The following is a 20,116-nucleotide window of genomic DNA, read 5'->3' on the forward strand; positions in this document are numbered from 1 at the left end:
CCCGGATCTCAGAGAGGGAGGCTCTCCTTGATCCGGGCCTTCGTTCACCTGCCCTGGGGGACAGGATCTCTGTGTCGAGCAGTGGTCGTTCTCGTCTTAACCCTTCACTGCTCCGCCGGTCAGACCGGACACTATGTAGCGCTGCAGGCTCATGAACACCGCGACCGTCAGGATCGAGGTCAGCAGCGTTCCCGCCGCGAAGATCCCGAAGTAGCTCGCCGGCGAGTTCTCCGCCGTCAACGTCTTGAGCCCCACCGCGAGGGTCATTTCCGGGCGGTCCGTGAGGAACAGGCTCGCGAGGATGAAGTCGTTCATGGTCCCCACGAACGCCAGGATCCCCGAGATCGCGATGATCGGCGCCGCCAGCGGCAGGATCATCCCGAAGAAGATCTGCGCGTGCGTGGCCCCGTCGATCGTCGCGGCCTCGTCGAGCTCCTTCGGGATCGTGTCGAAGAAACCCTTCATCAGCCACGTCGAAACCCCAAGGGCCCCACCCATGTACACCAGCATGAGGCCGAGTTTCGTGTTCAACCCCGCCACCGGGTAGAACTCGCCGATCGTCCCGAAGATCAAGTACAGCGCCACCACGGCCAGGAACGCCGGGAACATCTGGATCAGCAGCAGGATCAACAGCATCGGCCGCCGCCCCTTGAACCGGAACCGGCTGAACGCGTACGCGGCCAGCGACGAGATGAAGATCGAGATGAACGCCGCCGGAACCGCGATCACGATCGAGTTCAGGAACCACTGCCCGAACGGCACGTTCGGGTCCGTGAACAGCTTCTGGAAGTTGCCGAAGCCGAACGAGGTCGGCAGCAGACTCGTCGACGACAGCGTCCCGTTCGGGTTGAACGCGGCCGACACCACGTACACGATCGGCACGAGCCCGAACACGAGCACCGCGACCGCGACCACGTGCCGCCAGCCGAACTCCCCGACCCACTTGATGAACGGGTGCTTCCCCTTGCGCTGCGAGCGCGCCCCAGACACGGTCATGAGTACACGTCCTCCTGGTTGCGGGTGAAGCGGAACATGACCGCCGAGATCGTGGCGACGATGAGGAAGATGAACACGCTGATCGTGCTGGCGAAGCCGTAGTCGGCGCTGGAGGAGCCGAAGGCCTGGCGGAACGCGTAGGTGATCAAGAGGTCGGTGCCGCCGACCGAGTCGCCGGCGGTGAACGGGTGTCCGCCGCTGAGCAGTTCGATCGCGTTGAAGTTGTTGAAGTTGAACGCGAAGCTGGAGATGAGCAGCGGCGTCAGGGCGATGAGCAGGAGCGGCAGCGTGATCTTGCGGAACGCCGTCACGCCGGTGGCGCCGTCGATCTTGGCCGCTTCGAGCGAGTCGGAGGGCAGGGCCTGGAGGGCGCCGAGGCAGATGAGGAACATGTAGGGCCAGCCGAGCCAGGTGTTGGCGATGAGGACCATCGCCTTGGCCGACCAGGTGCCGCCGTACCAGTTCACGTCGAGGCCGAAGAGCTCGTTGATGAGTCCGAAGTCGCGGTTGAACATCTGCGCCCACACCAGGAGCATCGCGAAGGACGGCATGGCGTACGGCAGGATCATGAAGGTCCGGTAGAACTTCGTGCCGCGCATGTCGGGTTTGTTGAGGGCCATGGCGGTGCCGAGGCCGATCGCGAAGGTGAACAGGACCGATCCGGCGGCGAACGCGACGTTCCAGGTGAAGATCCCCAGGAACGGGCCGCGGATGTCGGGGTCGGTGATCACTTTGAGGTAGTTGTCGGCGCCGATGCCGACCCGCCAGCCGACGAGTGCGGCCTTGCCGTCTTCGGTGAGGAACGAGCCGGTCTCGTTGTCGGCGTACCAGATCGTGCCGTCGGCTGAGTCGGTGATGCAATCGCAGGTCTCGTTGTAGGAGATGGTCGAGACGCCTTCGAAGGCGGAGAGGCCCTGGACTTTGATGCCGGTCTCGGACCCGGTGGGGACGGCGAGTTCGGCGAGTTCGGCCTGGCGCTCGCCCAGTTCGGCGAGGGTCCAGACGGTGTAGCCGGGGGCGGCGGTGATCCGCCCGGAGGCGTCGACGGTGGCGTCGGCGAGCTCGGTGAGGCCCGCTTCCGTTCCGGCCCAGGTGGAGCCGTTGGTCTGGTCGGTGAGCAGGAGCGTCAGTTCGCCGGAGGCGGATTCGCCGACGGCGAGGAAGTAGTTGGCGCCGCCGGTGGTCGGTTCGACGCCGGTGGCGATGATCGCCTCGATCGCCTGGTCCTTGTCGACGCGGTGGCCGTCTCCGTAGTTGGAGAAGGAGGTGCCGATGGTGAGGGCGACCGGGAGGATCTGGAAGGCCAGGAGCAGCAGGGTGCCGGGGATGAGGTATTTGAGTTGGATGGCCCGGCGCTGGAGGTAGACGTAGAAGAGGATGGCGACTACGGCCGCTTCCAGCGCGAGGCCCCACCAGGCCTCGGCGTTGATGAGCGGCAACGCCGCCCAGACGGCCAGCGCGGCTACCAGCGCGAGCACGGCGATCTTGATGATCAGGCCCGCGGCAGTGGCTGAGCCGGCCGTCCGGGAACGTTGGTCGAGCACAGTGGATTCCTTCGCTCGTCGAGGTCGAACCGGGTGGGCCTAGGCGCCGACGGCGTCGCGGATGGCCTGCGCGGCGGTCGCTGCGGCGGTCGGGCCGTCGGAGACGGCGTCGATGGCGTCGGCTTCGGCGCGGCCGAAGGGCTCCCAGACGGCGTTCATCGCGGGGATGTTCGGCATCGGGACGGCGTTCTCGCCGGCGGCGGCGAAGCCCTGGACGTCGGCGTTGTCGGCGGCGTAGGCCTCGGCGGCGGCGGTGAGGGCCGGGAGGCGCCCGCCGGCTTCGGCGAGCTTGAGCTGGAGGTCCTCGGTGAGCACGTAGTTGGTGACGAACTCCTGGGCGAACACGGCGTTCTTGGCGGTGGCCGAGACGTAGAAGCCCTGGACGCCGAGGAACGGGGAGGCCGGGCCCTGGCCTTCGAAACCGGGGATGGCGGTGACCTCGTAGTTGAGGCCCGCGCCTTGGACGTCGGTGAGGGCCCAGGGGCCGGAGATCATGAAGGCGGTCTTGCCGTCGACGAAGAACGGGATGGTGTTGGTCGCGTCGATGGTGGTCTTGAGGATGCCCTCGGCGCCGAGTTCGGCGAACTTGGAGAACGCGGCGATGCCGCCTTCGGAGTCGACGCCGACGTCGGTGGGGTCGAGGGTGCCGGTGCCGTCGTCCTTGAAGAGGTAGCCGCCGAAGGAGGCGAACAGCGGGTAGGCGCTGTAGGCGTTGCCGTCGACGCCGACCTCCATGGTGAGGACCTCGTCGGTGCCGGCGGCCTGGCCGGCGGTGACGAGCTCTTCGAAGGTGGCGGGGGCGGTCGGGGCCAGGTCGGTGTTGCGGATGAGGGCGAGGTTCTCGACCGCGTAGGGGACGCCGTAGACGTTGCCGTCGACGGTGAAGGCCTTGACGGTGGTCTCGTTGAGGGCGGCCTGCTGGTCGGCGTTCAAGGTGACGGGGCTGATGACGCCGTCGGCGGCGAACTGGCCGGACCAGTCGTGGGCGCCGACGATGATGTCGGGGCCCTGGCCCTGCTCGGCGGCGGTGAGGAAGTCTTCGCGGAGGGTCTCGACGTGCTCTTCGACGGTGACCTTGACGCCGACGCTGGTCTCGAAGTCCTTGACGAACTCCTTGAGGACGGGGGTGCGGGTCTCGTCGGCCCAGATGACCAGCTCTCCGGAGAACTCGGTGGTCTCCTCGCCGGTGTCGCCGTCGTCCGAACCGCAGGCGGCGGCCGCGCCGAGAGCGGCGGCCGAGACGGCGGTGATACCCAGGGTCCTTCTGCGCATGTCTGTTTCTCTCTTCATTGAGGGGCCCCGGGGCGGGGGCCGGTGACCGGGGGCTCGCGCCCCGACTTCCTCGAAGGTTAGCAAGATGTTTCAGAAACAGGAAACCCTTGCAACCAAACTGTTGCCTAATTTCAGATAGGCTACGCTGTCATCATGCGGCTTCGACTCTCTGACATCGCCCGGCAAGCCGGGGTCAGTGAGGCAACGGTGTCCCGGGTGCTCAACGACAAACCCGGCGTGGGTCAGCAGACCCGACAGTCCGTCCTCACTGCTCTCGACGTGCTCGGTTATGAACGCCCCCAGGCGCTGCGCAAGCACGCGATCGGCCTCATCGGCCTGGTCGTGCCCGAACTGGAGAACCCGATCTTCCCGCTCTATGCGCAGACGATCTCCAATGTGCTGGCCGGCTCGGGCTACACGCCGGTGCTGTGCACGCAGACCCCCGGCGGGGTCTCGGAGGACGAGTTCGTCGAGATGCTCCGTGAGCGGGCCGTCGCCGGCATCATCTTCGTGTCCGGCCTCCACGCCGACACGATGGCGAGCACCGAGCGGTACCAGGAGCTCAAGGACAAGCGCTTGCCCGTGGCGTTCGTGACCGGCCACCCCGAGGGCGTCGAGGCGGCCTCGTTCTCGTGCGACGACACCGTGGCCGCGCGCATCGCCGTGGAGCACCTGGCGGGCTTGGGCCACACCAGGATCGGCCTGGTCTCGGGCCCGGACCGGTACTGGCCGGTGCGCCGCAAGATCTCGGGCTACCGCGCCGCGATGCAGGGGGTCGGCCCCGAGCTCATCGAGCTGACCCTGTTCGGCGAGCAGGGCGGGTACGCCGCGGCCTCGCGACTCATCGACCGCGGCGCGACCGCCGTGGTCTGCGGCTCGGACATGATGGCGCTGGGCGCGATCCGCGCCGCCGAGGAGCGCGGGCTCAACGTCCCGCAGGACTTCTCGGTGGTCGGCTACGACGACTCGCCGCTCATCGCGCACACCAACCCCCCGCTCACGACCGTGCGGCAGCCGGTGCGCGACATCGCCACCGCCGCCGCCCGGGCACTGCTCGACGAGATCGCCGGGCAGCCCACGCCGTCGTCGGAATACCTCTTCCGACCCGAACTCGTCGTACGCGGTTCCACCGGTGCGGCCCCCCAAGACTGAAAGGGAACTCCCCGATGAGTGAACACTGGTGGCGCGACGCGGTCATCTACCAGGTGTATCCGCGTTCCTTCGCCGACGCGAACGGCGACGGCATGGGCGACCTGGAGGGCATCCGCTCCCGCATCCCGTACTTGGCCCAGCTCGGGGTGGACGCCATCTGGCTATCGCCGTTCTACGCCTCGCCCCAGAAGGACGCGGGCTACGACGTGGCCGACTACCGCGCCATCGACGAGCGCTTCGGCGACCTCGAGGATTTCGATCGGATGCTCGAAACCGCCCATGCGGCCGGGATCCGGCTCATCGTCGACCTCGTTCCCAACCACACCTCCTCGGACCACGTCTGGTTCCAGGCGGCCCTCGCGGCGGCTCCCGGCTCGCCGGAGCGAGAGCGCTACCACTTCCGCGACGTGGACCCGGCGAAGGCGGACACCCCGCCGAACAACTGGCAGTCGATCTTCGGCGGCCCGGCCTGGACCAAGACCCCAGACGGCAAGCAGTGGTACCTGCACCTGTTCGACTCCTCGCAGCCGGACCTGAACTGGGACAACCCGGAGGTCCACGCGGAGTTCCAGTCGATCCTGCGGTTCTGGCTCGACCGGGGCGTCGACGGCTTCCGCATCGACGTCGCGCACGGCATGGTCAAGGCCGAGGGGCTGCCCGACACCGGCGGCGACGGCACGATCGAGATGATCGGCACCACGCAGGCGCCGTTCTTCGACCAGGACGGCGTGCACGACATCTACCGCACGTGGCGCCCGATCATCGAGGAGTACGAGGGCGACCGGATCTTCGTCGCCGAGGCGTGGACCGACTCGGCCGAGCGCCGCGCGCTCTACCTGCGCCCCGACGAGCTGCACCAGGCGTTCAACTTCGACCTGGTGCTGGCCCCGTTCCAGGCCGCGGACTTCCGCAAGGCCATCGACTCCGAGATCGCCAACAACGCCGGCGTCGGCGCGCCCTGCACCTGGGTGCTGTCCAACCACGACGTGCAGCGCCACGTGACCCGCTACGGCGGCGGCGAACTGGGATTGGCCCGCGCCAAGGCCGCCACGCAGCTCCTCTTGTCCCTGCCGGGCGTCGTGTACGTCTACCAGGGTGAGGAACTGGGCCTCAACGAAGTCCTCGACCTGCCCGCGGAGGTCCGCGAGGACCCGACGTTCTTCCGCACCAACGGCGAGCAGATCGGCCGCGACGGCTGCCGCGTCCCGCTCCCGTGGACGAAGGAAGGCGCCTCGTTCGGCTTCGGCACGGGCGGCTCCTGGCTCCCGCAGCCGGCCGACTGGTCGGCGCTCTCGGCCGAGGCCGAAGACGGCGTCCCCGGCTCCACCCTGGAGTTCTACCGCGCCGCCCTCGCCCTCCGCAAGAACCACAAGGCGACCGGCCTGACCTGGCTCGCCGACCCGGGCGACAACGCGTTCGCGTTCGACAACGGCGCCCTGGTCTGCGTCGTCAACTTCAGCGACGAACCGGTCCCCGTCGCCGGCTACGGCACCGACGTCCTCCTCGCCAGCGCCCCCCTGGACAACGGCACCCTCCCCGCCGGCGCCACAGTCTGGTTCGCCAAGTAACCCAAGCGAACACCGGGCCCGGAGCTGTTGCTCCGGGCCCGCTCGCGTTTACCGCACTGTTCGACACGGCGCGCCGAAACATGAAATCCGATGACAGGTCGCTTAGCCTTGATGCATGGCAACAGTTGAAGTCCATGACCTGCCGGACGACCTCGTCGCGAAACTGCGTGAGCGCGCAGCGCGATCGCATCAGTCCTTCGACGCCTATCTCAGGAGCATGTTCGAGCGTGCTTCCCAAGTCATCAGCGTCGAGGAAGCCATCGCCCGGGGACGGGAGATCGCGAAGGGCAGCGGCGTCACGGCCGATGATGTCGTCGCCGCTCTTGAGGAGAACCGGGCGGCGCGCGAGTGATCGTTGTCGACACATCGGCGATGGTCGAGCTCCTCATCGGTGAGGATGAACGGGCCGAGAAGGTTCGCGAGGCCGTTACGGGCGAGCGCTTGCGGCGCCGCAAGCGATCGACCTCGAGTTCACCTCGGTCCTTCGCGGCATGACCCTCGGTCGAAAGCTCTCCAAAGACCGAGCCGAAGCGGCCCTTTCCACCCTGGAACAGCTCGACCTGCGGAGGTACGACCACACGTGGTACCTGCCCCGGATCTGGGAATTGCGGGCGAACATGTGGCCGTACGATGCGGCATTCATCGCGCTCGCGGAGGCGCTGGGGATTCCGTTGCTCACGGCCGACAAGAAGTTCGACGGGGTTCCCAAGACCGGATGCGCGATCATTACGGTCTGAGGAGACGCCAAGGGCCCGGCCGCATCGCGGCCGGGCCCCTCGTCCTGCCTTACTTGATCTTGTTGCCCGCGGAGCGAAGCTGCTGGCAGGCTTCGACGATGCGGGCGGCCATGCCGGCTTCGGCGAGCTTGCCGTAGGCGCGGGGGTCGTAGGCCTTCTTGTTGCCGACCTCGCCCTCGACCTTGAGCACGCCGTCGTAGTTTCGGAACATGTGGTCGACGACGGGGCGCGTGAACGCGTACTGGGCGTCGGTGTCGATGTTCATCTTGATGACGCCGTGGTCCACCGCGTCGCTGATCTCCTGCGCGGTCGAGCCGGAGCCGCCGTGGAAGACCAGGTCGAAGGGCTTGTCCTTGCCGACCTTGGCGCCGACCGCGTCCTGGATCTCCTTGAGGATCTCGGGGCGGAGGTGGACGTTGCCGGGCTTGTAGACGCCGTGCACGTTGCCGAAGGTCAGAGCCGTCATGTAGCGGCCCTTCTCTCCGGCGCCGAGGGCTTCGACGGTGGCGAGGCCGTCTTCGACGGTGGTGTAGAGCTTCTCGTTGATCTCGGCTTCGACGCCGTCCTCTTCGCCGCCGACGACGCCGATCTCGATCTCGAGGATGATGTTGGCCTTGGCGGTGCGGGCGAGGAGTTCCTGGGCGATCTCCAGGTTCTCCTGCATCGGCACGGCGGAGCCGTCCCACATGTGGGACTGGAACAGCGGGAGCTCGCCGCGGGCCACGCGCTCTTCGCTGATGGCGAGGAGGGGGCGCACGAACGAGTCGAGGTTGTTCTTCGGGCAGTGGTCGGTGTGGAGGGCGACCTTGACCGGGTAGTTCTTGGCGATCTCGTGCGCGGCGGCGGCGAGGGCGACCGAACCGGTCACCTTGTCCTTGATGGTCGGCCCGGAGAGGTACTCCGCGCCACCGGTCGAGACCTGGACGATGCCGTCGGATTCGGCCTCGGCGAACGCGGCGAGCGCGGCGTTGAGCGTCTGGGTCGAGGTGACGTTGATGGCCGGGTAGGCGAAGGAGCCGGCCTTCGCCCGGTCGAGCATCTCGTTGTATTCCTCGGGTGTTGCGATAGGCATGCTGCCAGCTCCTTAGACAAGTCGTTGATTGCTCCCCGACCGGGGGCGGGACTCAGACGCCGCTGTCTGATGGCCTCGAACTATTGCGTCGAGATGAAGTATTGCCCACAGCCGTGTGAAGGCATAACTCAGGCTACCTGGTGGTTCGCAGTCCGGGAGGGCTCGGGCGGGACTACGGTGGTTATATGAGCTTTCAGCAGGAATGGGCGGACGACTTCGAGGAATCGTCCGAGTTCGACCTGGCGGACTCGGCCGAACCCCCGGCCGAGGACGATCCGGAGGCTGCCGTCGAGGAGTCGGCGGAGGAGGTCCCGGACGAGGTCGATCCGGCGGACGCGGCCGAGCAGCGGCAGGAGGTCCCGCCGGAAGAGGACGAGCGCCCGGAGTAACCGGAGCGACGACGAGCCGAAGGCCCGGCCCCGCCGACGGCGGGACCGGGCCTCGTGCGTTGCGGGACTAGGCGGCGTCCGAGCGCTGTGCTTCAGGCAATCTGGGCTGCGCCCAGCTTGTCAAGCACCCAGGCGAGGTTGAAGGCCTCTTCCTCCCAGGCGTCGTAGCGCCCGGAGCGGCCGCCGTGGCCGGCCTCCATCTCGGTCTTGAGCAGCACGTCGGATTCCGGGCTCTCGTGGCGCAGCTTCGCGACCCACTTGGCGGGCTCGTGGAAGCCCACGCGGGTGTCGTTGAGGCTGGTGACGGCCAGGATCGACGGGTACCGCACGTCCGTGATGTTCTCGTAGGGCGAGTACGACTTCATGTACTCGTAGACCTCGGCCGACTCGAGCGGGTTGCCCCACTCCTCCCATTCGATGACCGTCAGCGGCATGGTCGGGTCGAGGATCGTGTTGAGCGCGTCCACGAACGGGACGTCGGCGAGGACGCCGGCGAACCGCGCGGGGGCGAGGTTGGCGACGGCGCCCATGAGGAGGCCGCCGGCGGAGCCGCCGCGGGCGACGATCCGGTCGGGTGCGGCCCAGCCGACGTCGACCAGGTGCTCGGCGCAGTCCACGAAGTCGGTGAACGTGTTCCGCTTGTGGAGGAGCTTGCCCTGCTCGTACCACTGGCGACCCATCTCGCCGCCGCCGCGGATGTGCGCGATCGCGAAGACGACGCCGCGGTCGAGCAGGCTGAGGCGGGCGATGGAGAAGTACGGGTCGATGGAGTGCTCGTAGGAGCCGTAGCCGTACAGCAGGCACGGTGCGGTCCCGTCGGCGGTGACGCCCTTCTTGGCGACGATGGAGATCGGGACCTGTGTGCCGTCGGCGGCGGTGGCCCATTCGCGGTACTGCACGTAGTCGGCGGGGTCGAAGTCGCCGAGGACCGGCGTCCGCTTGCGCAGGTGCAGTTCGGCGGTGTCGATGTCGTAGTCGTACACCGAGGACGGCGTGACGAGCGAGGTGTAGCCGAGGCGGATCTGGCGCGAGTCGTAGTCGGGGTTCTCCCCGAGGCCGACGGCGTAGATCGGCTCGTCGAACTGGATTTCGGTCAACTGACCGTTATCCAGAATCGCTACCTGCGAGAGCCCGGCGCGGCGCATCGAGACCACGACGTGGTCGGCGAAGGCGTCGGCGGATTCGAGCCGGACGGCCTCGTCGTGCGCGATGACCTCGTGGAACTGCGTGGTGTCCTCGACGGGGGTCCAGCCGAGGGTGAAGTTCTCTGCGTCCTTGTTGTGCAGCACCCAGAACCGGTCGCCCTGGTGGTCGACGGAGACCTCGACGCCCTGGACGCGGCCGTTCCCGAAGACGGCGAACTCGCCGGTGGGGTCGGCGGCGTCGAGGTAGCGGACCTCGGTGGTGATCTTGGATCCGGAGACGATGAACAGGTACCGCTCGGAGCGGGTGAGGTCGATGCCGGTCCAGAACCGCTCGTCGTCCTCCTGGTGGACCAGGACGTCCTTGTCCTCGTGCTCGCCGAGGACGTGCCGCCACACCTGGTACGGCCGCCACGCGTCGTCCACTTTGGTGTAGAAGAACACGGAGCCGTCGAGCGACCAGGAACCGCCGTAGAAGACGTTCGGGATGTCGTCGGGGAAGTCCTCGCCGGTGCGGAGGTCCTTGAACCGCAGGGTGAACCGCTCGTCGCCGGAGTAGTTGACGGCGTAGGCGAGGAGGTTCCCGTCGGGGGAGACGTCGCAGGTGCCCAGGGAGAAGAAGTCGTGGCCCTCGGCGAGTTCGTTGCCGTCGACCAGGATCTCCTCGCCCTCGACGGCCGTGCCGGCCTCGATCTCGGGCGGGGTGTCGCCGTCGGCCTTCAGGCGGCACTGGATGCCGTACTGCTTCCCCTCCTCGGTGCGGCCGTAGTACCACCAGCCGCGCTTGCGGACCGGGACGGAGAGGTCGGTCTCCTGGGTGCGGCTCTTGATCTCGCCGAAGATGCTTTTGCGCAGCGTCGCGAGGTGGGCGGTGCGCGATTCGGCGAAGGCGTTCTCGGCCTTGAGGTATTCGACGGTGGCGGGATCCTCGGGATCCTTGAGCCAGGCGTACGGGTCGTTCACGGTGTCGCCGTGGTGAGTGCGCGGGTGATCGCGGCGGGGCGCCGTGGGTTTCGCTGGTTGCATTTCCGACATGTCTCAACTGTAAGGGCCGCGCGCGGGACGCGCCGGTCACAGCACGGCTGCCTCACTCCGCACATAAGTTACTCGTGGGTAACATCTATGCGGTCATCAACCCGCAAAATCGCCCGAACCAGGGCGCACCGGCCTGTGAGGATAGTGTCCATGAGCGACAGGAGCGACGAGGCGAGACCAATTGACGGCTCGCAAGCTTCGCCGAGGGGGCTAATTGACGGCTCGCAAGCTTCGCCGAGGCGGCCAACGCCCGAAACGCCCGCAAGTGACGGCGACTCCGGAAGCGGCGGAAGCGAAACCGCCCCACTGCCCACCGTCGGCGAAACCCCGCCCACCGCAACCCTCGAACACACCGCCGTCCCCGACCGCCCGGTCGGCACCCCCTTCCTCACCGCCCGAGGACTCACCGCCACCGGCCGCCAAGGCCCCATCTTCACCGACGTCACCCTCACCGCCGGCCTCGGCCAACTCGTCGCCATCTGCGGCGACGGCGGCGACGGCCGCTCCTCACTCCTCCTCGCCCTCACCGGCCGCTTCCCCCACCGAACCGGCGCACTCGAAGTCGACGGCCAGACCAGACCCGGCCACATCCGCCGCCGCTTCACCATCGCCCAAGCCGGACCGCCGATCCGCTTCGACCCCTACGCCACCGTCGGCGCCTGCATCAAAGAGACCACCACCGTCTCCAAAGGCACCGCCACCCGCGCCAACATCAACGCCTGGCTCGACCGCCTCGCCCTCACCATCGACACCGGCGACACCTTCGGCTTCCTCCCCCGCATCGACCAGATCCGCTTCGCCATCGCCTGCGCCGCCGCCGCCCGCACCCCCGCCATCGCCGTCGACGACGCCGACACCGGCCTCGACACCTGCGGCTCCGAACGCGTCTTCGAAGCCCTCCGCACCGTCGCCGACGCCGGACAACTCGTCCTCGCCGCCTGCACCAGATCCGACCCGCCCGCCGACACCATCATCGACCTCCGCGCTCAAGAACCACCCGCCGCCGACGAACGCCGCCACGGCCGCAACCGAAAAGGAGCGCACAGTTGAGCCCGTTCAAACTCGCCGCCACCGAACTCCGGCGCTTCCGCGGCCACCCCATCCGCACCGCCGCGCTCGTCGCCATCATCCTCATCCCCCTCGTCTACGGCGGCCTCTACCTCTGGTTCGCCTGGGACCCCTACGGCGAACTCGACCAGATGCCCGTCGCCGTCGTCAACGAGGACACCGGCGCCACCGTGGTCGTCAACGGCGACACCACCCAGATCAACGGCGGCGACCAACTCGTCGACCAACTCAAAGAAGACCGCATCTTCGACTGGCAATTCGTCACCGCAGGCGAAGCCCAACGCGGCCTCGAAGACGGCGACTACTACATGACCATCACCGTCCCCGAGAACTTCTCCGCCCGACTCGCCAGCCTCTCCGGCACCGACCCCGAACAGGCCACCGTCGAATTCGACCTCAACGACGCCAACGGCTACGTCGCCGGCATCATGGCCTCCACCGTCGAATCCGAACTCCGCAACCAGATCAACACCGCCGTCTACGTCACCTTCGCCACCACCATCTTCGGCGACCTCACCGAACTCAACCAAGGCCTCACCCAAGCCGCCGACGGCGCACATCAACTCTCCGACGGCATCGGCAGCGCCCAGACCGGCGCCGCACAACTCGAAAGCGGCCTCGGCGACCTCACCGCCGGCGCCAACGAAGTCGCCGACGGCGCCGACCAGGTCAGCGACGGCGTCGACCAAGCCGTCGACGTCGCCCAACCCGTCGTCCAAACCCTCGCCGACAACTGGACCCAGATCCAAACCGGCGCCGCCTCCGCCGCCGACCTCGCCGACCGCGCCAACAGCGACCTCGACACCGTCTACAGCACCCTCTGCGGCGCCGACACCGCCGACGCCGACGCCTGCGCCCAGCTCCAGACCTACATCGACGACGCCGACGAGGTCAACAACGACATCCAAACCGCCAACACCACCGTCCAGGACACCTCCACCGACACCCTCGACCAAGCCTCCAACGACCTCACCGACCTCAAAACCGGCGCCGCCGACGTCGCCACCGGCGCCAACCAGGTCGCCGACGCCGCCGCCACCGCCCAAACCGGCGCCGGCGACCTCGCCGACGGCCTCCCCGAACTCCAGGACGGCGCCGACACCCTCGCCACCTCCCTCACCGACGCCGCCGAAACCGTCCCCAGCACCAACCCGGCCGACGACGCCGACAACGCCGAGGCCTACGGCAGCCCCGTCACCGTCCAAGAGGACAACCTCAACCCCGCCGGCACCTACGGCCGCGGCCTCTCACCGTTCTTCATCGCCGTCGCACTGTGGGTGTTCGGCCTCATGGCCTACTTCGTCCTCCGCCCGATCAACGCCCGAGCGCTGGCCGGGCCGCTGCGCTCGGTGCCGGTGGCGATCGGCGGCTGGCTGCCGAGCGCGGCATTGGGCGTGCTCAGCGCCTTGGTGCTGTACGTGGTCGTCGACCTCGGTCTGGGCCTCGACCCGAAGTACGTCTTGGCGACGATCGGGGTGTCGGTGCTGGTGATCCTCACGTTCTCGGCGATGGCGCACCTGCTGAAGCTGGCGCTGGGAACGGCGGGGAGCCTGCTCATCGTGGTGCTGCTGATGCTGCAGCTGACCAGCGCCGGCGGGCTGTACCCGGTGGAGACGACGCCCGCGTTCTTCCAGTTCCTGCATCCGCTGCTGCCGATGAGCTATGTGGTCGACGCGCTGCGGGTGACGATCAGCGGAGGCGAGGTCGCGCACGTGGTCAGGGCGCTGCTCGTGCTGGGCGCGTACCTGGTCGGCTCGCTGGCGGTCTCGTCGGTGGTGGTGGCTTCCCGCCGCAAGTGGAAGCCCGACGGCCTCAACGTGCCGCTCCAGGTCTGAGCGGCAGTCGGCCCGGTCGCCCATGGGCGACCGGGCCGACTGCCGTTTGTGTCACCGTTCGATGAGGACGGCGAGCCCGTCGAGCGTCCGCGCCAGACCGAACGCGAACGCGTGTTCGGCGTCGTAGGCCGCGTCGTGCGCCTCGCCCGCGGCCTGTCCGACGCGGACAGCGGTCGGGAAGCGCTCGGTGTCGAGGACCTTCGCGAGCAGGGGCCCGTTGGCCTCCCACCACTCCTGATCGTTCATGCCGCTGGCCTCGCGCTCGGCGTCGGACTGGGCCGCGTCCTGCGCGGCGGTGCGCACGAACGCGAGCAGGTACGCCAGCGCGTCGTCCATCTCGATGTCGCTGAGCCCCAGGTCTTCGAGGGCCTGCAGCTCGTGCTCGTACTTGGCGCACTGGCCGGGCCCGAGCGGCGGCCGGCTCGGCGATGCGGCTGCGGCCCATGGATGTTCCCGGTAGAGCGCGTAGTTGTCACGGGCCACGGCGGTGAGCCGGTCCCGCCAGGCTCCCGAGACCGACTTCCGCTCCATGGCCTCGAACAGCGCGTCGAGCATGAGCGCGACGAGCTCGCTCTTCCCCGGCACGTAGGTGTAGAGCGTCATCGGAGCCTTCCCCAACTCCTGGGCGAGGCGGCGCACGGTGACCGCTTCCAGCCCTTCGGCGTCGGCCAAGCGGATGGCGGCCTTGACGACCTCGTCGACGGTCAGCTGCTTGCGGGGCCCGCGCGCGGTTTCCGGCGCGGCCCTCCAGAGCAGTTCGAGCAGGTTCGGCTTCGGTGTATCAGTGGCGGCAGTCACGAGGAAATCCTATCCGAGAAGCTTGTACGCTGTACATCGTACGTTGTACAATATACAACGTACGAAGAAAAGGAGCCGCACATGCGCATCACCTCATCCGCCGTCTCGCTCAACGTCGCCGACCCGACCGCCTCGGCCGACTTCCTCAAGCGCCACTACGGCTTCGCGGAGGACATGGCCGCGGAGGGCTTCGTCTCGCTCTCGCGTCCGGACGCCGGCTTCAACGTCATCTTCCTGAAGACGGGCCTGCCCACCTTCAAGCCCGAGAGCGCCAAGGGCCACGCCGACGGCCTCCTCCTGGCCTTCGTCGTGGACGACATCGACGCCGAGTACGCCCGGGTGCAAGCCGAGGGCGTCGCCATCACCACGCCGATCGAGACCGAGGAATGGGGCGAGCGCTACTTCCAGACCGCGGACCCGAACGGCGTCATCATCCAGCTCGTGCAGTGGATGACCGACCCTGGGCAGTCCACGGGATCCTGACCTGCGTTGATGGCGACATCCGCAAAGTTATCCACAAGAGAAGAACTCACGGTTGTCGATCGGATGCAAGCCGTGACACCGTGGTGGGATGCGTCAGATGAACCTCGCCAGCGGTACCGCGGACACCGTCCACAAAGCTGCCACCCGTGGGAAGTCCGTTGCACCGGAAGTTATCCACAGGCGGAAACTTTCTGTTGTCGACCGATTGCAAACCGTGTCAGCCTTGGGGCAAAAAGCCATCTGGCCCTGCGGGATGGCGGCGATAGAGGGGATTCGCGAACGCCACCATACCGAGACCGCGCGCGGGAACCCACCCGCGCGCGGTCCCCGCAGGACCAGCTTTTCCGCGGAATACGGGGCGGCCGGGCACACCAGCCCGACCGCCCCGCACCGCTACTTCCCGACCTCGGGACGGCTATCGGCTTGCCATGACTCAAGACAGCCGGAACAGCGCCGCACTATGCGGCTGGAGCTTTGCCCGGAGATGATCCCCGGGCACGATGTCCGAGCGGTTCCAGCAGTCCCGCACCCGCTCGGGCTGTGCCACGCCGAGGGTTGACCACGGCAGCTGCAGTTCGGCAGCCTCGGTGGTCCGGTTGAAGACCGCTGCGAAGGCCCCGTCCTCCGAGGCCCAGGCCACGTGCCGGCCCTGGCGCCAGACTTCGCGGGCGCCTGCGGGGTGTCGTTGGGCGGCGAGGACTTCGGGGTTGGTGAGCAGTTCGATCGTTTCAGCGCTCGACGTGGGCAGGTCGGCCCCGACCATGAGGGGGGACCTTGCGATGCACCACAGGGTGAGCATCGTGCGCTGCTCATCGGGGGTCAGCAGGCTCTGCCGGGGCTCGCCGACTTCTGCTCGGATGCCCATGTGTCCCAGTGGAAGCATGTCGGCGTCGGGCCAGTGTCCCGGGCCGGCGTGCGGGGCCCAGGCGCGGAGGAGGTCGAACTGGGCGTCGATGTCGCGCCAGCGGTCCCACAGGTCTGCCGAGATCCGCCACAGGTGCGAGTGCTGCTGGAGGTGCTGGGCGTGCTCGGTCGAGAGGCTCATGCCGGGCGAGAGGCTGAGCACGATGTCGCGGTCGGCGCGGTCGACCGCGTGCCAGAAGGCCTCGACCTCGTCCTCCCAGTAGGGGGCGATCATGTCGTCGGCCTTGATGTAGTCCACGCCCCAGTCGGCGAACTGGCGCACCAGGGAGTCGTAGTAGGCCTGGCCGCCGGGGTGGGAGTGGTCGATGCCCCAGTTGTCGTCGATCCAGGAGGAGAGCCGCTCGCGGTCGGGGATCTGCGCGGCCGTGTATTCGCTGCCTTTGATGGGGGTGTTCGCGGCGACCGCCTGGCGGGGGACGCCCCGGAGGATGTGGACGCCGAACTTCAGACCCAGGGAGTGGACATAGTCGGCCAGCGGCTTGAATCCCGCGCCGCCGGCCGCGGAGGGGAAGCGGTTGGGGGCCGGTTGGGGGAGCCCGTACTCGTCGAGGACCAGCTTGGTGCCCAAGTTGTAGCCGCCAGCGCGGGCCGCGGGGTCGTACCACTGGATGTCGACGACCACGTACTCCCAGCCGAGTTCGGCCATGTGCTCGGCGATGAACGCCGCGTTGGCGCGGGTTTCGGCTTCGGTCACCGAAGTGCCGAACACGTCCCATGAATTCCAGCCCATGGGGGGCGTGGCAGCGAGTCGGGTCACAGAATCCTCCTCGGGGGTTAGGTCCCATGTACGCTACCCGCGCTCACCGGCGCCCTTGATCACGCCTCCGGAAGGGGTTGCGGCCCTTGGGTTTAACCTGCTCAGGCGCCTGGAGGGCCGGTCTGGGCGGGGTCGGGTGGGGGCGGGGGTCGCGGTTGCGTTCGCGGTAATGCCGCATGGAGCGCGTGACCGGCGGTGCTGTACAGTGTTCACGGCGGTGCGCGCGATGCACCTCTTGGCCAGGTAGCTCAGTTGGTACGAGCGATCGCCTGAAAAGCGATAGGTCGCCGGTTCGATCCCGGCCCTGGCCACCGCAGAGATATCCCCGTCTACCAGGACTTGTGCTGGAGGGCGGGGATTTCCCTTTTACGGGGGCAGTCCTTGATTCGGGGCGGGCCGTTCGGGACCGGGTGTTCATCGCGGCAATCGACTAGTGGAACTTCGAGGGAATCGGCATGGCATCGCGAAAGTCTCTGATCTCCATGGCGGCGGATTCCTGGCCGGTCGCGAAGGAGGAGATCCTCCGGTACGTCGAGGACGTCGTCGAGGTCCGCAGGGTGGGCGAGGAGTCCGCCATCGTCGAGACCGGGAAGTCGACGGCGAGGGACCTCGCTGAGCTGGTCGAGCGGGTGCCGATGGTGTTCCCGCGGCACCTCACGAATGTGGTCGCCGAGTTCGATCATGCGAATGCCGGTTTGGATTCGGTGATCGACCTGGTCGATGCCGCCGTTCGTGAGCTGGGCGGGCGTGAATTGGGCCCTGAGTCCGAGATTTCTCTGCAGATCTGGTTGAGCGGCAAGGTGTCGTACAAGTTCAGTCGGCACGACGCCTGGGAGCGCGCGGCCGAGGTGCTGAGCGGTCGCGGGTACCGGGTCACTCGTGCCGGTAGTGCGGTCGTGGTGTCGATCTGCTTCACTCCGAAGTCCGCGATCGTCGGTGTCAACCGGGTCGCGGACAGCCTGAGTTCCTGGCCGGGCGGCGAGGTCCGCTTGTCGAAGACCCCGGATCAGGTGTCGAGGGCCGAGTTCAAGCTCGAGGAGCTGTTCAAGGTCTTCCCGATCGAGGACGGCGGGGACGCCTTGGACTTCGGTGCGGCCCCGGGGGGTTGGACCCGGATTCTGGCGGGCCGCGGTTTCAGGACCACCGCGGTGGACCCGGGCGATCTCGATCCACGCGTGCTGCGGTTGCCCGGGGTGGTCCACGAGCGGACCACGGCCGGCAATTTCGTGCGGAGCGGCAAGGGCCGTTTCGATCTCATCGTGAACGACATGAAGATGAGCCCGGACCGCTCGAGCCGGTTGATGTGCGACGGGGCGGCATTGCTCAAGCCGTTCGGGCTGGCGATCACGACTCTGAAGACCGGGACTCATCATGTGCTCTCGCAGCTCGATGAGGCGTTCGAGATCCTTGGATCCGAGTACGACATCGAGTTCGCTCGTCAGTTGCGGCACAACCGGAACGAAGTGACCGTGGTGCTTCGCCGCTTCGGCTGATTCCCGGAGCGCGGCGGGCGGTCCGGCTATTGGACCGTGACCACGGTCCGGCCGACCGTGGTGCCTTTCGTCCAGCGCTGCAGGGCTTCTGGGGCCGCTTCGAGGTTTTCCGCGGGGGTGGTGACCGGGTGCAGGCGGCCTTCGGCCAGGTATCCGGCGAGCGTTTCGAGTTCGGCGCGGTCTTCGGCCGCGATGAGGGAGCCGAGGCGCCGAGTCGTGAACGGCGACAGGAGTGCGGCCCTGAGCTGGCGGTCGACGCCGCCGAGCCAGCGGCCACCGGTCTCTGAGCCGACGATGACGGCGGTGCCGCGAGGTGTGAGGGCGCGGTGCAGGACGCGGAGGGGCCGGTGGCCCGCGGTGTCGATGATCGCGTCGAAGGGCGCGCCGGTGTCGAAGTCCGAGCGCGTGTAGTCGATGACGTGGTCCGCGCCGAGGTCGGCGACCAGGTCGGCCTTGGCGGGCCCGCACACGCCGGTGACCTCCGCGCCGAGGATCTTGGCGATCTGGACGGCGAACGAGCCGACGGCGCCGCCCGCGCCCAGCACCGCGACGCGTTGGCCGGCTTGCACTTCGGCCTTGTCGCGCAGGGCCTGGAGGGCGGTCACCCCTGAGATCGGGGTGGCGGCCGCGGCTTCGAATCCGACGTTGCCGGGGAGGAGCGCGAGTTTGTCGGCCCGGGCGCGGGCGGTTTCGGCGAGGGCGCCGAGGCCGGTGCCGAAGACCCGGTCGCCCACGGCGAGGTCGTGGACGCCTTCGCCGATGGCCGTGACGTGTCCGGCGAGGTCGAGGCCCGCGATCGTCTGGTGCGGGCGGCGGAGTCCGGCGACGAGCCGCACGGGGTAGGGCAGGCCGGTGGTCAGGTGCCACACGTCGGCGCCGAGGCCCGCGGCCGCCACTTGGACGAGGACTTCGCCCGGTCCCGGCGCGGGGGTGTCGATGTCGGCCACCTTGAGCGATTTCGGCGGGCCGTAGCCGTGCTGGACAAGGGCTTTCATGAGGGTTCCGTTTCCCGGTCGGGCTCGTAGCCGAAGACCTCGTCGAGGGGGGCGCCGAAGACCCTGGCGATCTGGAAGGCCATCTCCAGTGAGGGGGAGTATCGGCCTTGTTCGATCGCGATGATCGTCTGGCGGGTGACGTCGATGCGGTCCGCGAGTTGCGCCTGGGTCATCTCGCCGTTGGCGAAGCGCAGGGCGCGGATGTTGTTGGTGACGTTGGTGCGTTTGCCCACAGGTCACCATCCTCGCCGGTAGGCGGCGATCTTGACGATCGATTCGGCCACGGCCGAGAGCACGAACGCGAGGTAGAGCGCGTTGGCGATCCAGAACGGCGAGGCTTCGAGCGAGGTCACCGCGAGTGCGAGGACGGCGCCGAAGATCAGGGTGCGGTAGGCGGCGGCGGCTCCGCGGCGGTCGATGGCGATGTCGCGTTCGTCGCGACGGTCGCGTCCGCGTTGTGGTGCGGGGGCGAGGAAGACGTTGAGGGCTATGGAGATGCCGATGGCGAGCAGCAGCGGCACTTGGAAGTCGATCTGCTCGGCAGGGGTGGAGCCGAGGCGGTCGAGCATGATGGCGCCGTAGACGATCGGTACGGCGATGGCGGTGGTGAGGTAGCCCCAGGCGTGTCGTTCGCCGTAGGTCATGGGGGGTCTCGGTTCGTTGTCGTCAAGGGGTTGGTTCATGGCGGCACGCCTCCTGATGTCAAGAGTTCTTTACATCATTGAGAGTAAAGCACAGCTAACATGATGTCAAGGATGCTTTACATGGCGGCTCGGTGGGCAAGGCCGCGATCGTGGCGTGAATTGGGGATATAGGTCCCGACCGGTCATGACAGAGTTGTGACGGGGGGTTCTAA

General features: G+C 67.9%; 19 protein-coding genes and 1 tRNA gene. 10 read left to right on the plus strand and 10 right to left on the minus strand.

Features of this window, described 5'->3' with window-relative positions:
* Window positions 1-96: 96 nt before the first annotated feature.
* Genes ACFO8M_RS18725 through ACFO8M_RS18735 form a run of 3 tightly spaced genes read right to left on the minus strand, consistent with a single transcriptional unit; the run spans window position 97 to window position 3,812 of the window.
* Window positions 97-996: a sugar ABC transporter permease gene (locus ACFO8M_RS18725; protein WP_387978349.1), complete on the minus strand. Its 900-nt coding sequence runs from the start codon at window positions 994-996 to the stop codon at window positions 97-99.
* Window positions 993-2,540: an ABC transporter permease subunit gene (locus ACFO8M_RS18730; protein ID WP_387978351.1), complete on the minus strand. Its 1,548-nt coding sequence runs from the start codon at window positions 2,538-2,540 to the stop codon at window positions 993-995. Before ACFO8M_RS18730 ends, ACFO8M_RS18725 begins: the two co-directional genes overlap by 4 nt.
* A 39-nt stretch (window positions 2,541-2,579) precedes the next feature.
* Window positions 2,580-3,812, minus strand: coding sequence for a sugar ABC transporter substrate-binding protein (locus tag ACFO8M_RS18735; protein WP_387978353.1), 1,233 nt, complete (start codon window positions 3,810-3,812; stop codon window positions 2,580-2,582).
* Window positions 3,813-3,965: 153 nt separating this feature from the next.
* Here ACFO8M_RS18735 and ACFO8M_RS18740 point away from each other — a divergent pair, with 153 nt between their 5' ends.
* The 4 genes from ACFO8M_RS18740 to ACFO8M_RS18755 all read left to right on the plus strand — a co-directional run bounded on the left by ACFO8M_RS18740 (window position 3,966) and on the right by ACFO8M_RS18755 (window position 7,269).
* On the plus strand, window positions 3,966-4,964 hold the full coding sequence (locus ACFO8M_RS18740; RefSeq protein WP_387978355.1) for a LacI family DNA-binding transcriptional regulator: 999 nt from the start codon (window positions 3,966-3,968) through the stop codon (window positions 4,962-4,964).
* Window positions 4,965-4,978: 14 nt separating this feature from the next.
* On the plus strand, window positions 4,979-6,532 hold the full coding sequence (locus tag ACFO8M_RS18745; protein ID WP_387978357.1) for a glycoside hydrolase family 13 protein: 1,554 nt from the start codon (window positions 4,979-4,981) through the stop codon (window positions 6,530-6,532).
* Window positions 6,533-6,647: 115 nt separating this feature from the next.
* Complete coding sequence (locus ACFO8M_RS18750; protein WP_387978359.1) at window positions 6,648-6,884, plus strand: FitA-like ribbon-helix-helix domain-containing protein; 237 nt, start codon at window positions 6,648-6,650, stop codon at window positions 6,882-6,884.
* A gap of 139 nt (window positions 6,885-7,023) precedes the next feature.
* Window positions 7,024-7,269 carry a type II toxin-antitoxin system VapC family toxin gene (locus tag ACFO8M_RS18755; RefSeq protein ID WP_387978361.1) on the plus strand — a complete coding sequence of 82 codons (246 nt, stop codon included), beginning with the start codon at window positions 7,024-7,026 and terminating at the stop codon, window positions 7,267-7,269.
* 49 nt (window positions 7,270-7,318) lie between these two features.
* Here ACFO8M_RS18755 and fbaA read toward each other — a convergent pair whose 3' ends face one another.
* Window positions 7,319-8,341: a class II fructose-bisphosphate aldolase gene (gene fbaA / locus ACFO8M_RS18760; protein ID WP_387978363.1), complete on the minus strand. Its 1,023-nt coding sequence runs from the start codon at window positions 8,339-8,341 to the stop codon at window positions 7,319-7,321.
* 185 nt (window positions 8,342-8,526) lie between these two features.
* Here fbaA and ACFO8M_RS18765 point away from each other — a divergent pair, with 185 nt between their 5' ends.
* Complete coding sequence (locus ACFO8M_RS18765) at window positions 8,527-8,730, plus strand: hypothetical protein (RefSeq protein ID WP_387978364.1); 204 nt, start codon at window positions 8,527-8,529, stop codon at window positions 8,728-8,730.
* 92 nt (window positions 8,731-8,822) lie between these two features.
* On the opposite strand, the gene ACFO8M_RS18770 is transcribed toward ACFO8M_RS18765, so the two are convergent.
* Window positions 8,823-10,907 (minus strand): S9 family peptidase, encoded by a 2,085-nt coding sequence (locus tag ACFO8M_RS18770; protein WP_387978366.1) that lies wholly within the window; start codon window positions 10,905-10,907, stop codon window positions 8,823-8,825.
* A 150-nt stretch (window positions 10,908-11,057) separates the two neighbouring features.
* On the opposite strand from ACFO8M_RS18770, the gene ACFO8M_RS18775 reads away from it, so the two are divergent.
* Together ACFO8M_RS18775 and ACFO8M_RS18780 are read left to right on the plus strand one after the other, a co-directional pair.
* Window positions 11,058-11,957, plus strand: a complete 900-nt coding sequence (locus tag ACFO8M_RS18775; RefSeq protein WP_387978368.1) for a hypothetical protein — start codon at window positions 11,058-11,060, stop codon at window positions 11,955-11,957.
* On the plus strand, window positions 11,954-13,810 hold the full coding sequence (locus ACFO8M_RS18780; RefSeq protein ID WP_387978370.1) for a YhgE/Pip family protein: 1,857 nt from the start codon (window positions 11,954-11,956) through the stop codon (window positions 13,808-13,810). The genes ACFO8M_RS18775 and ACFO8M_RS18780 overlap by 4 nt, the downstream gene beginning before the upstream one ends.
* 51 nt (window positions 13,811-13,861) lie before the next feature.
* Here ACFO8M_RS18780 and ACFO8M_RS18785 read toward each other — a convergent pair whose 3' ends face one another.
* Window positions 13,862-14,608 (minus strand): TetR/AcrR family transcriptional regulator, encoded by a 747-nt coding sequence (locus tag ACFO8M_RS18785; protein WP_387978372.1) that lies wholly within the window; start codon window positions 14,606-14,608, stop codon window positions 13,862-13,864.
* Between the two features lie 81 nt (window positions 14,609-14,689).
* On the opposite strand from ACFO8M_RS18785, the gene ACFO8M_RS18790 reads away from it, so the two are divergent.
* Window positions 14,690-15,091 carry a VOC family protein gene (locus ACFO8M_RS18790; RefSeq protein ID WP_387978374.1) on the plus strand — a complete coding sequence of 134 codons (402 nt, stop codon included), beginning with the start codon at window positions 14,690-14,692 and terminating at the stop codon, window positions 15,089-15,091.
* 433 nt (window positions 15,092-15,524) lie between these two features.
* Here ACFO8M_RS18790 and ACFO8M_RS18795 read toward each other — a convergent pair whose 3' ends face one another.
* Window positions 15,525-16,772 (minus strand): glycoside hydrolase family 27 protein, encoded by a 1,248-nt coding sequence (locus tag ACFO8M_RS18795; protein WP_387978376.1) that lies wholly within the window; start codon window positions 16,770-16,772, stop codon window positions 15,525-15,527.
* Between the two features lie 237 nt (window positions 16,773-17,009).
* On the opposite strand from ACFO8M_RS18795, the gene ACFO8M_RS18800 reads away from it, so the two are divergent.
* Together ACFO8M_RS18800 and ACFO8M_RS18805 are read left to right on the plus strand one after the other, a co-directional pair.
* A tRNA-Phe gene (locus ACFO8M_RS18800) sits at window positions 17,010-17,083 on the plus strand.
* 246 nt (window positions 17,084-17,329) lie between these two features.
* The gene (locus ACFO8M_RS18805) at window positions 17,330-18,265 is read left to right on the plus strand and encodes an SAM-dependent methyltransferase (protein WP_387978378.1); all 936 of its coding nucleotides are present in this window, start codon (window positions 17,330-17,332) and stop codon (window positions 18,263-18,265) included.
* Window positions 18,266-18,291: 26 nt separating this feature from the next.
* Here the strand turns inward: ACFO8M_RS18805 and ACFO8M_RS18810 are convergent, their stop codons facing one another.
* Genes ACFO8M_RS18810 through ACFO8M_RS18820 form a run of 3 tightly spaced genes read right to left on the minus strand, consistent with a single transcriptional unit; the run spans window position 18,292 to window position 19,943 of the window.
* Window positions 18,292-19,260 carry an NAD(P)-dependent alcohol dehydrogenase gene (locus ACFO8M_RS18810; RefSeq protein ID WP_387978380.1) on the minus strand — a complete coding sequence of 323 codons (969 nt, stop codon included), beginning with the start codon at window positions 19,258-19,260 and terminating at the stop codon, window positions 18,292-18,294.
* Window positions 19,257-19,493, minus strand: a complete 237-nt coding sequence (locus ACFO8M_RS18815) for a helix-turn-helix transcriptional regulator (RefSeq protein ID WP_387978382.1) — start codon at window positions 19,491-19,493, stop codon at window positions 19,257-19,259. Before ACFO8M_RS18815 ends, ACFO8M_RS18810 begins: the two co-directional genes overlap by 4 nt.
* A gap of 3 nt (window positions 19,494-19,496) precedes the next feature.
* Window positions 19,497-19,943, minus strand: coding sequence for a hypothetical protein (locus tag ACFO8M_RS18820; protein WP_387978384.1), 447 nt, complete (start codon window positions 19,941-19,943; stop codon window positions 19,497-19,499).
* Window positions 19,944-20,116: the final 173 nt, after the last annotated feature.

The sequence above is a fragment of the Glycomyces rhizosphaerae genome, assembly GCF_042647865.1.
In the GTDB taxonomy this organism is placed as follows: Bacteria; Actinomycetota; Actinomycetes; order Mycobacteriales; family Micromonosporaceae; genus Glycomyces; species Glycomyces rhizosphaerae.

Bases quoted from the DNA above. Each gene is read 5' to 3' on its own strand.
- ACFO8M_RS18725 (WP_387978349.1), bottom strand. From the start codon at position 996: ATGACCGTGTCTGGGGCGCGCTCGCAGCGCAAGGGGAAGCACCCGTTC.
- ACFO8M_RS18735 (WP_387978353.1), bottom strand. From the start codon at position 3,812: ATGCGCAGAAGGACCCTGGGTATCACCGCCGTCTCGGCCGCCGCTCTC.
- ACFO8M_RS18740 (WP_387978355.1), top strand. From the start codon at position 3,966: ATGCGGCTTCGACTCTCTGACATCGCCCGGCAAGCCGGGGTCAGTGAG.
- ACFO8M_RS18745 (WP_387978357.1), top strand. From the start codon at position 4,979: ATGAGTGAACACTGGTGGCGCGACGCGGTCATCTACCAGGTGTATCCG.
- ACFO8M_RS18750 (WP_387978359.1), top strand. From the start codon at position 6,648: ATGGCAACAGTTGAAGTCCATGACCTGCCGGACGACCTCGTCGCGAAA.
- ACFO8M_RS18755 (WP_387978361.1), top strand. From the start codon at position 7,024: ATGACCCTCGGTCGAAAGCTCTCCAAAGACCGAGCCGAAGCGGCCCTT.
- fbaA (WP_387978363.1), bottom strand. From the start codon at position 8,341: ATGCCTATCGCAACACCCGAGGAATACAACGAGATGCTCGACCGGGCG.
- ACFO8M_RS18765 (WP_387978364.1), top strand. From the start codon at position 8,527: ATGAGCTTTCAGCAGGAATGGGCGGACGACTTCGAGGAATCGTCCGAG.
- ACFO8M_RS18770 (WP_387978366.1), bottom strand. From the start codon at position 10,907: ATGTCGGAAATGCAACCAGCGAAACCCACGGCGCCCCGCCGCGATCAC.
- ACFO8M_RS18775 (WP_387978368.1), top strand. From the start codon at position 11,058: ATGAGCGACAGGAGCGACGAGGCGAGACCAATTGACGGCTCGCAAGCT.
- ACFO8M_RS18790 (WP_387978374.1), top strand. From the start codon at position 14,690: ATGCGCATCACCTCATCCGCCGTCTCGCTCAACGTCGCCGACCCGACC.
- ACFO8M_RS18810 (WP_387978380.1), bottom strand. From the start codon at position 19,260: ATGAAAGCCCTTGTCCAGCACGGCTACGGCCCGCCGAAATCGCTCAAG.
- ACFO8M_RS18820 (WP_387978384.1), bottom strand. From the start codon at position 19,943: ATGAACCAACCCCTTGACGACAACGAACCGAGACCCCCCATGACCTAC.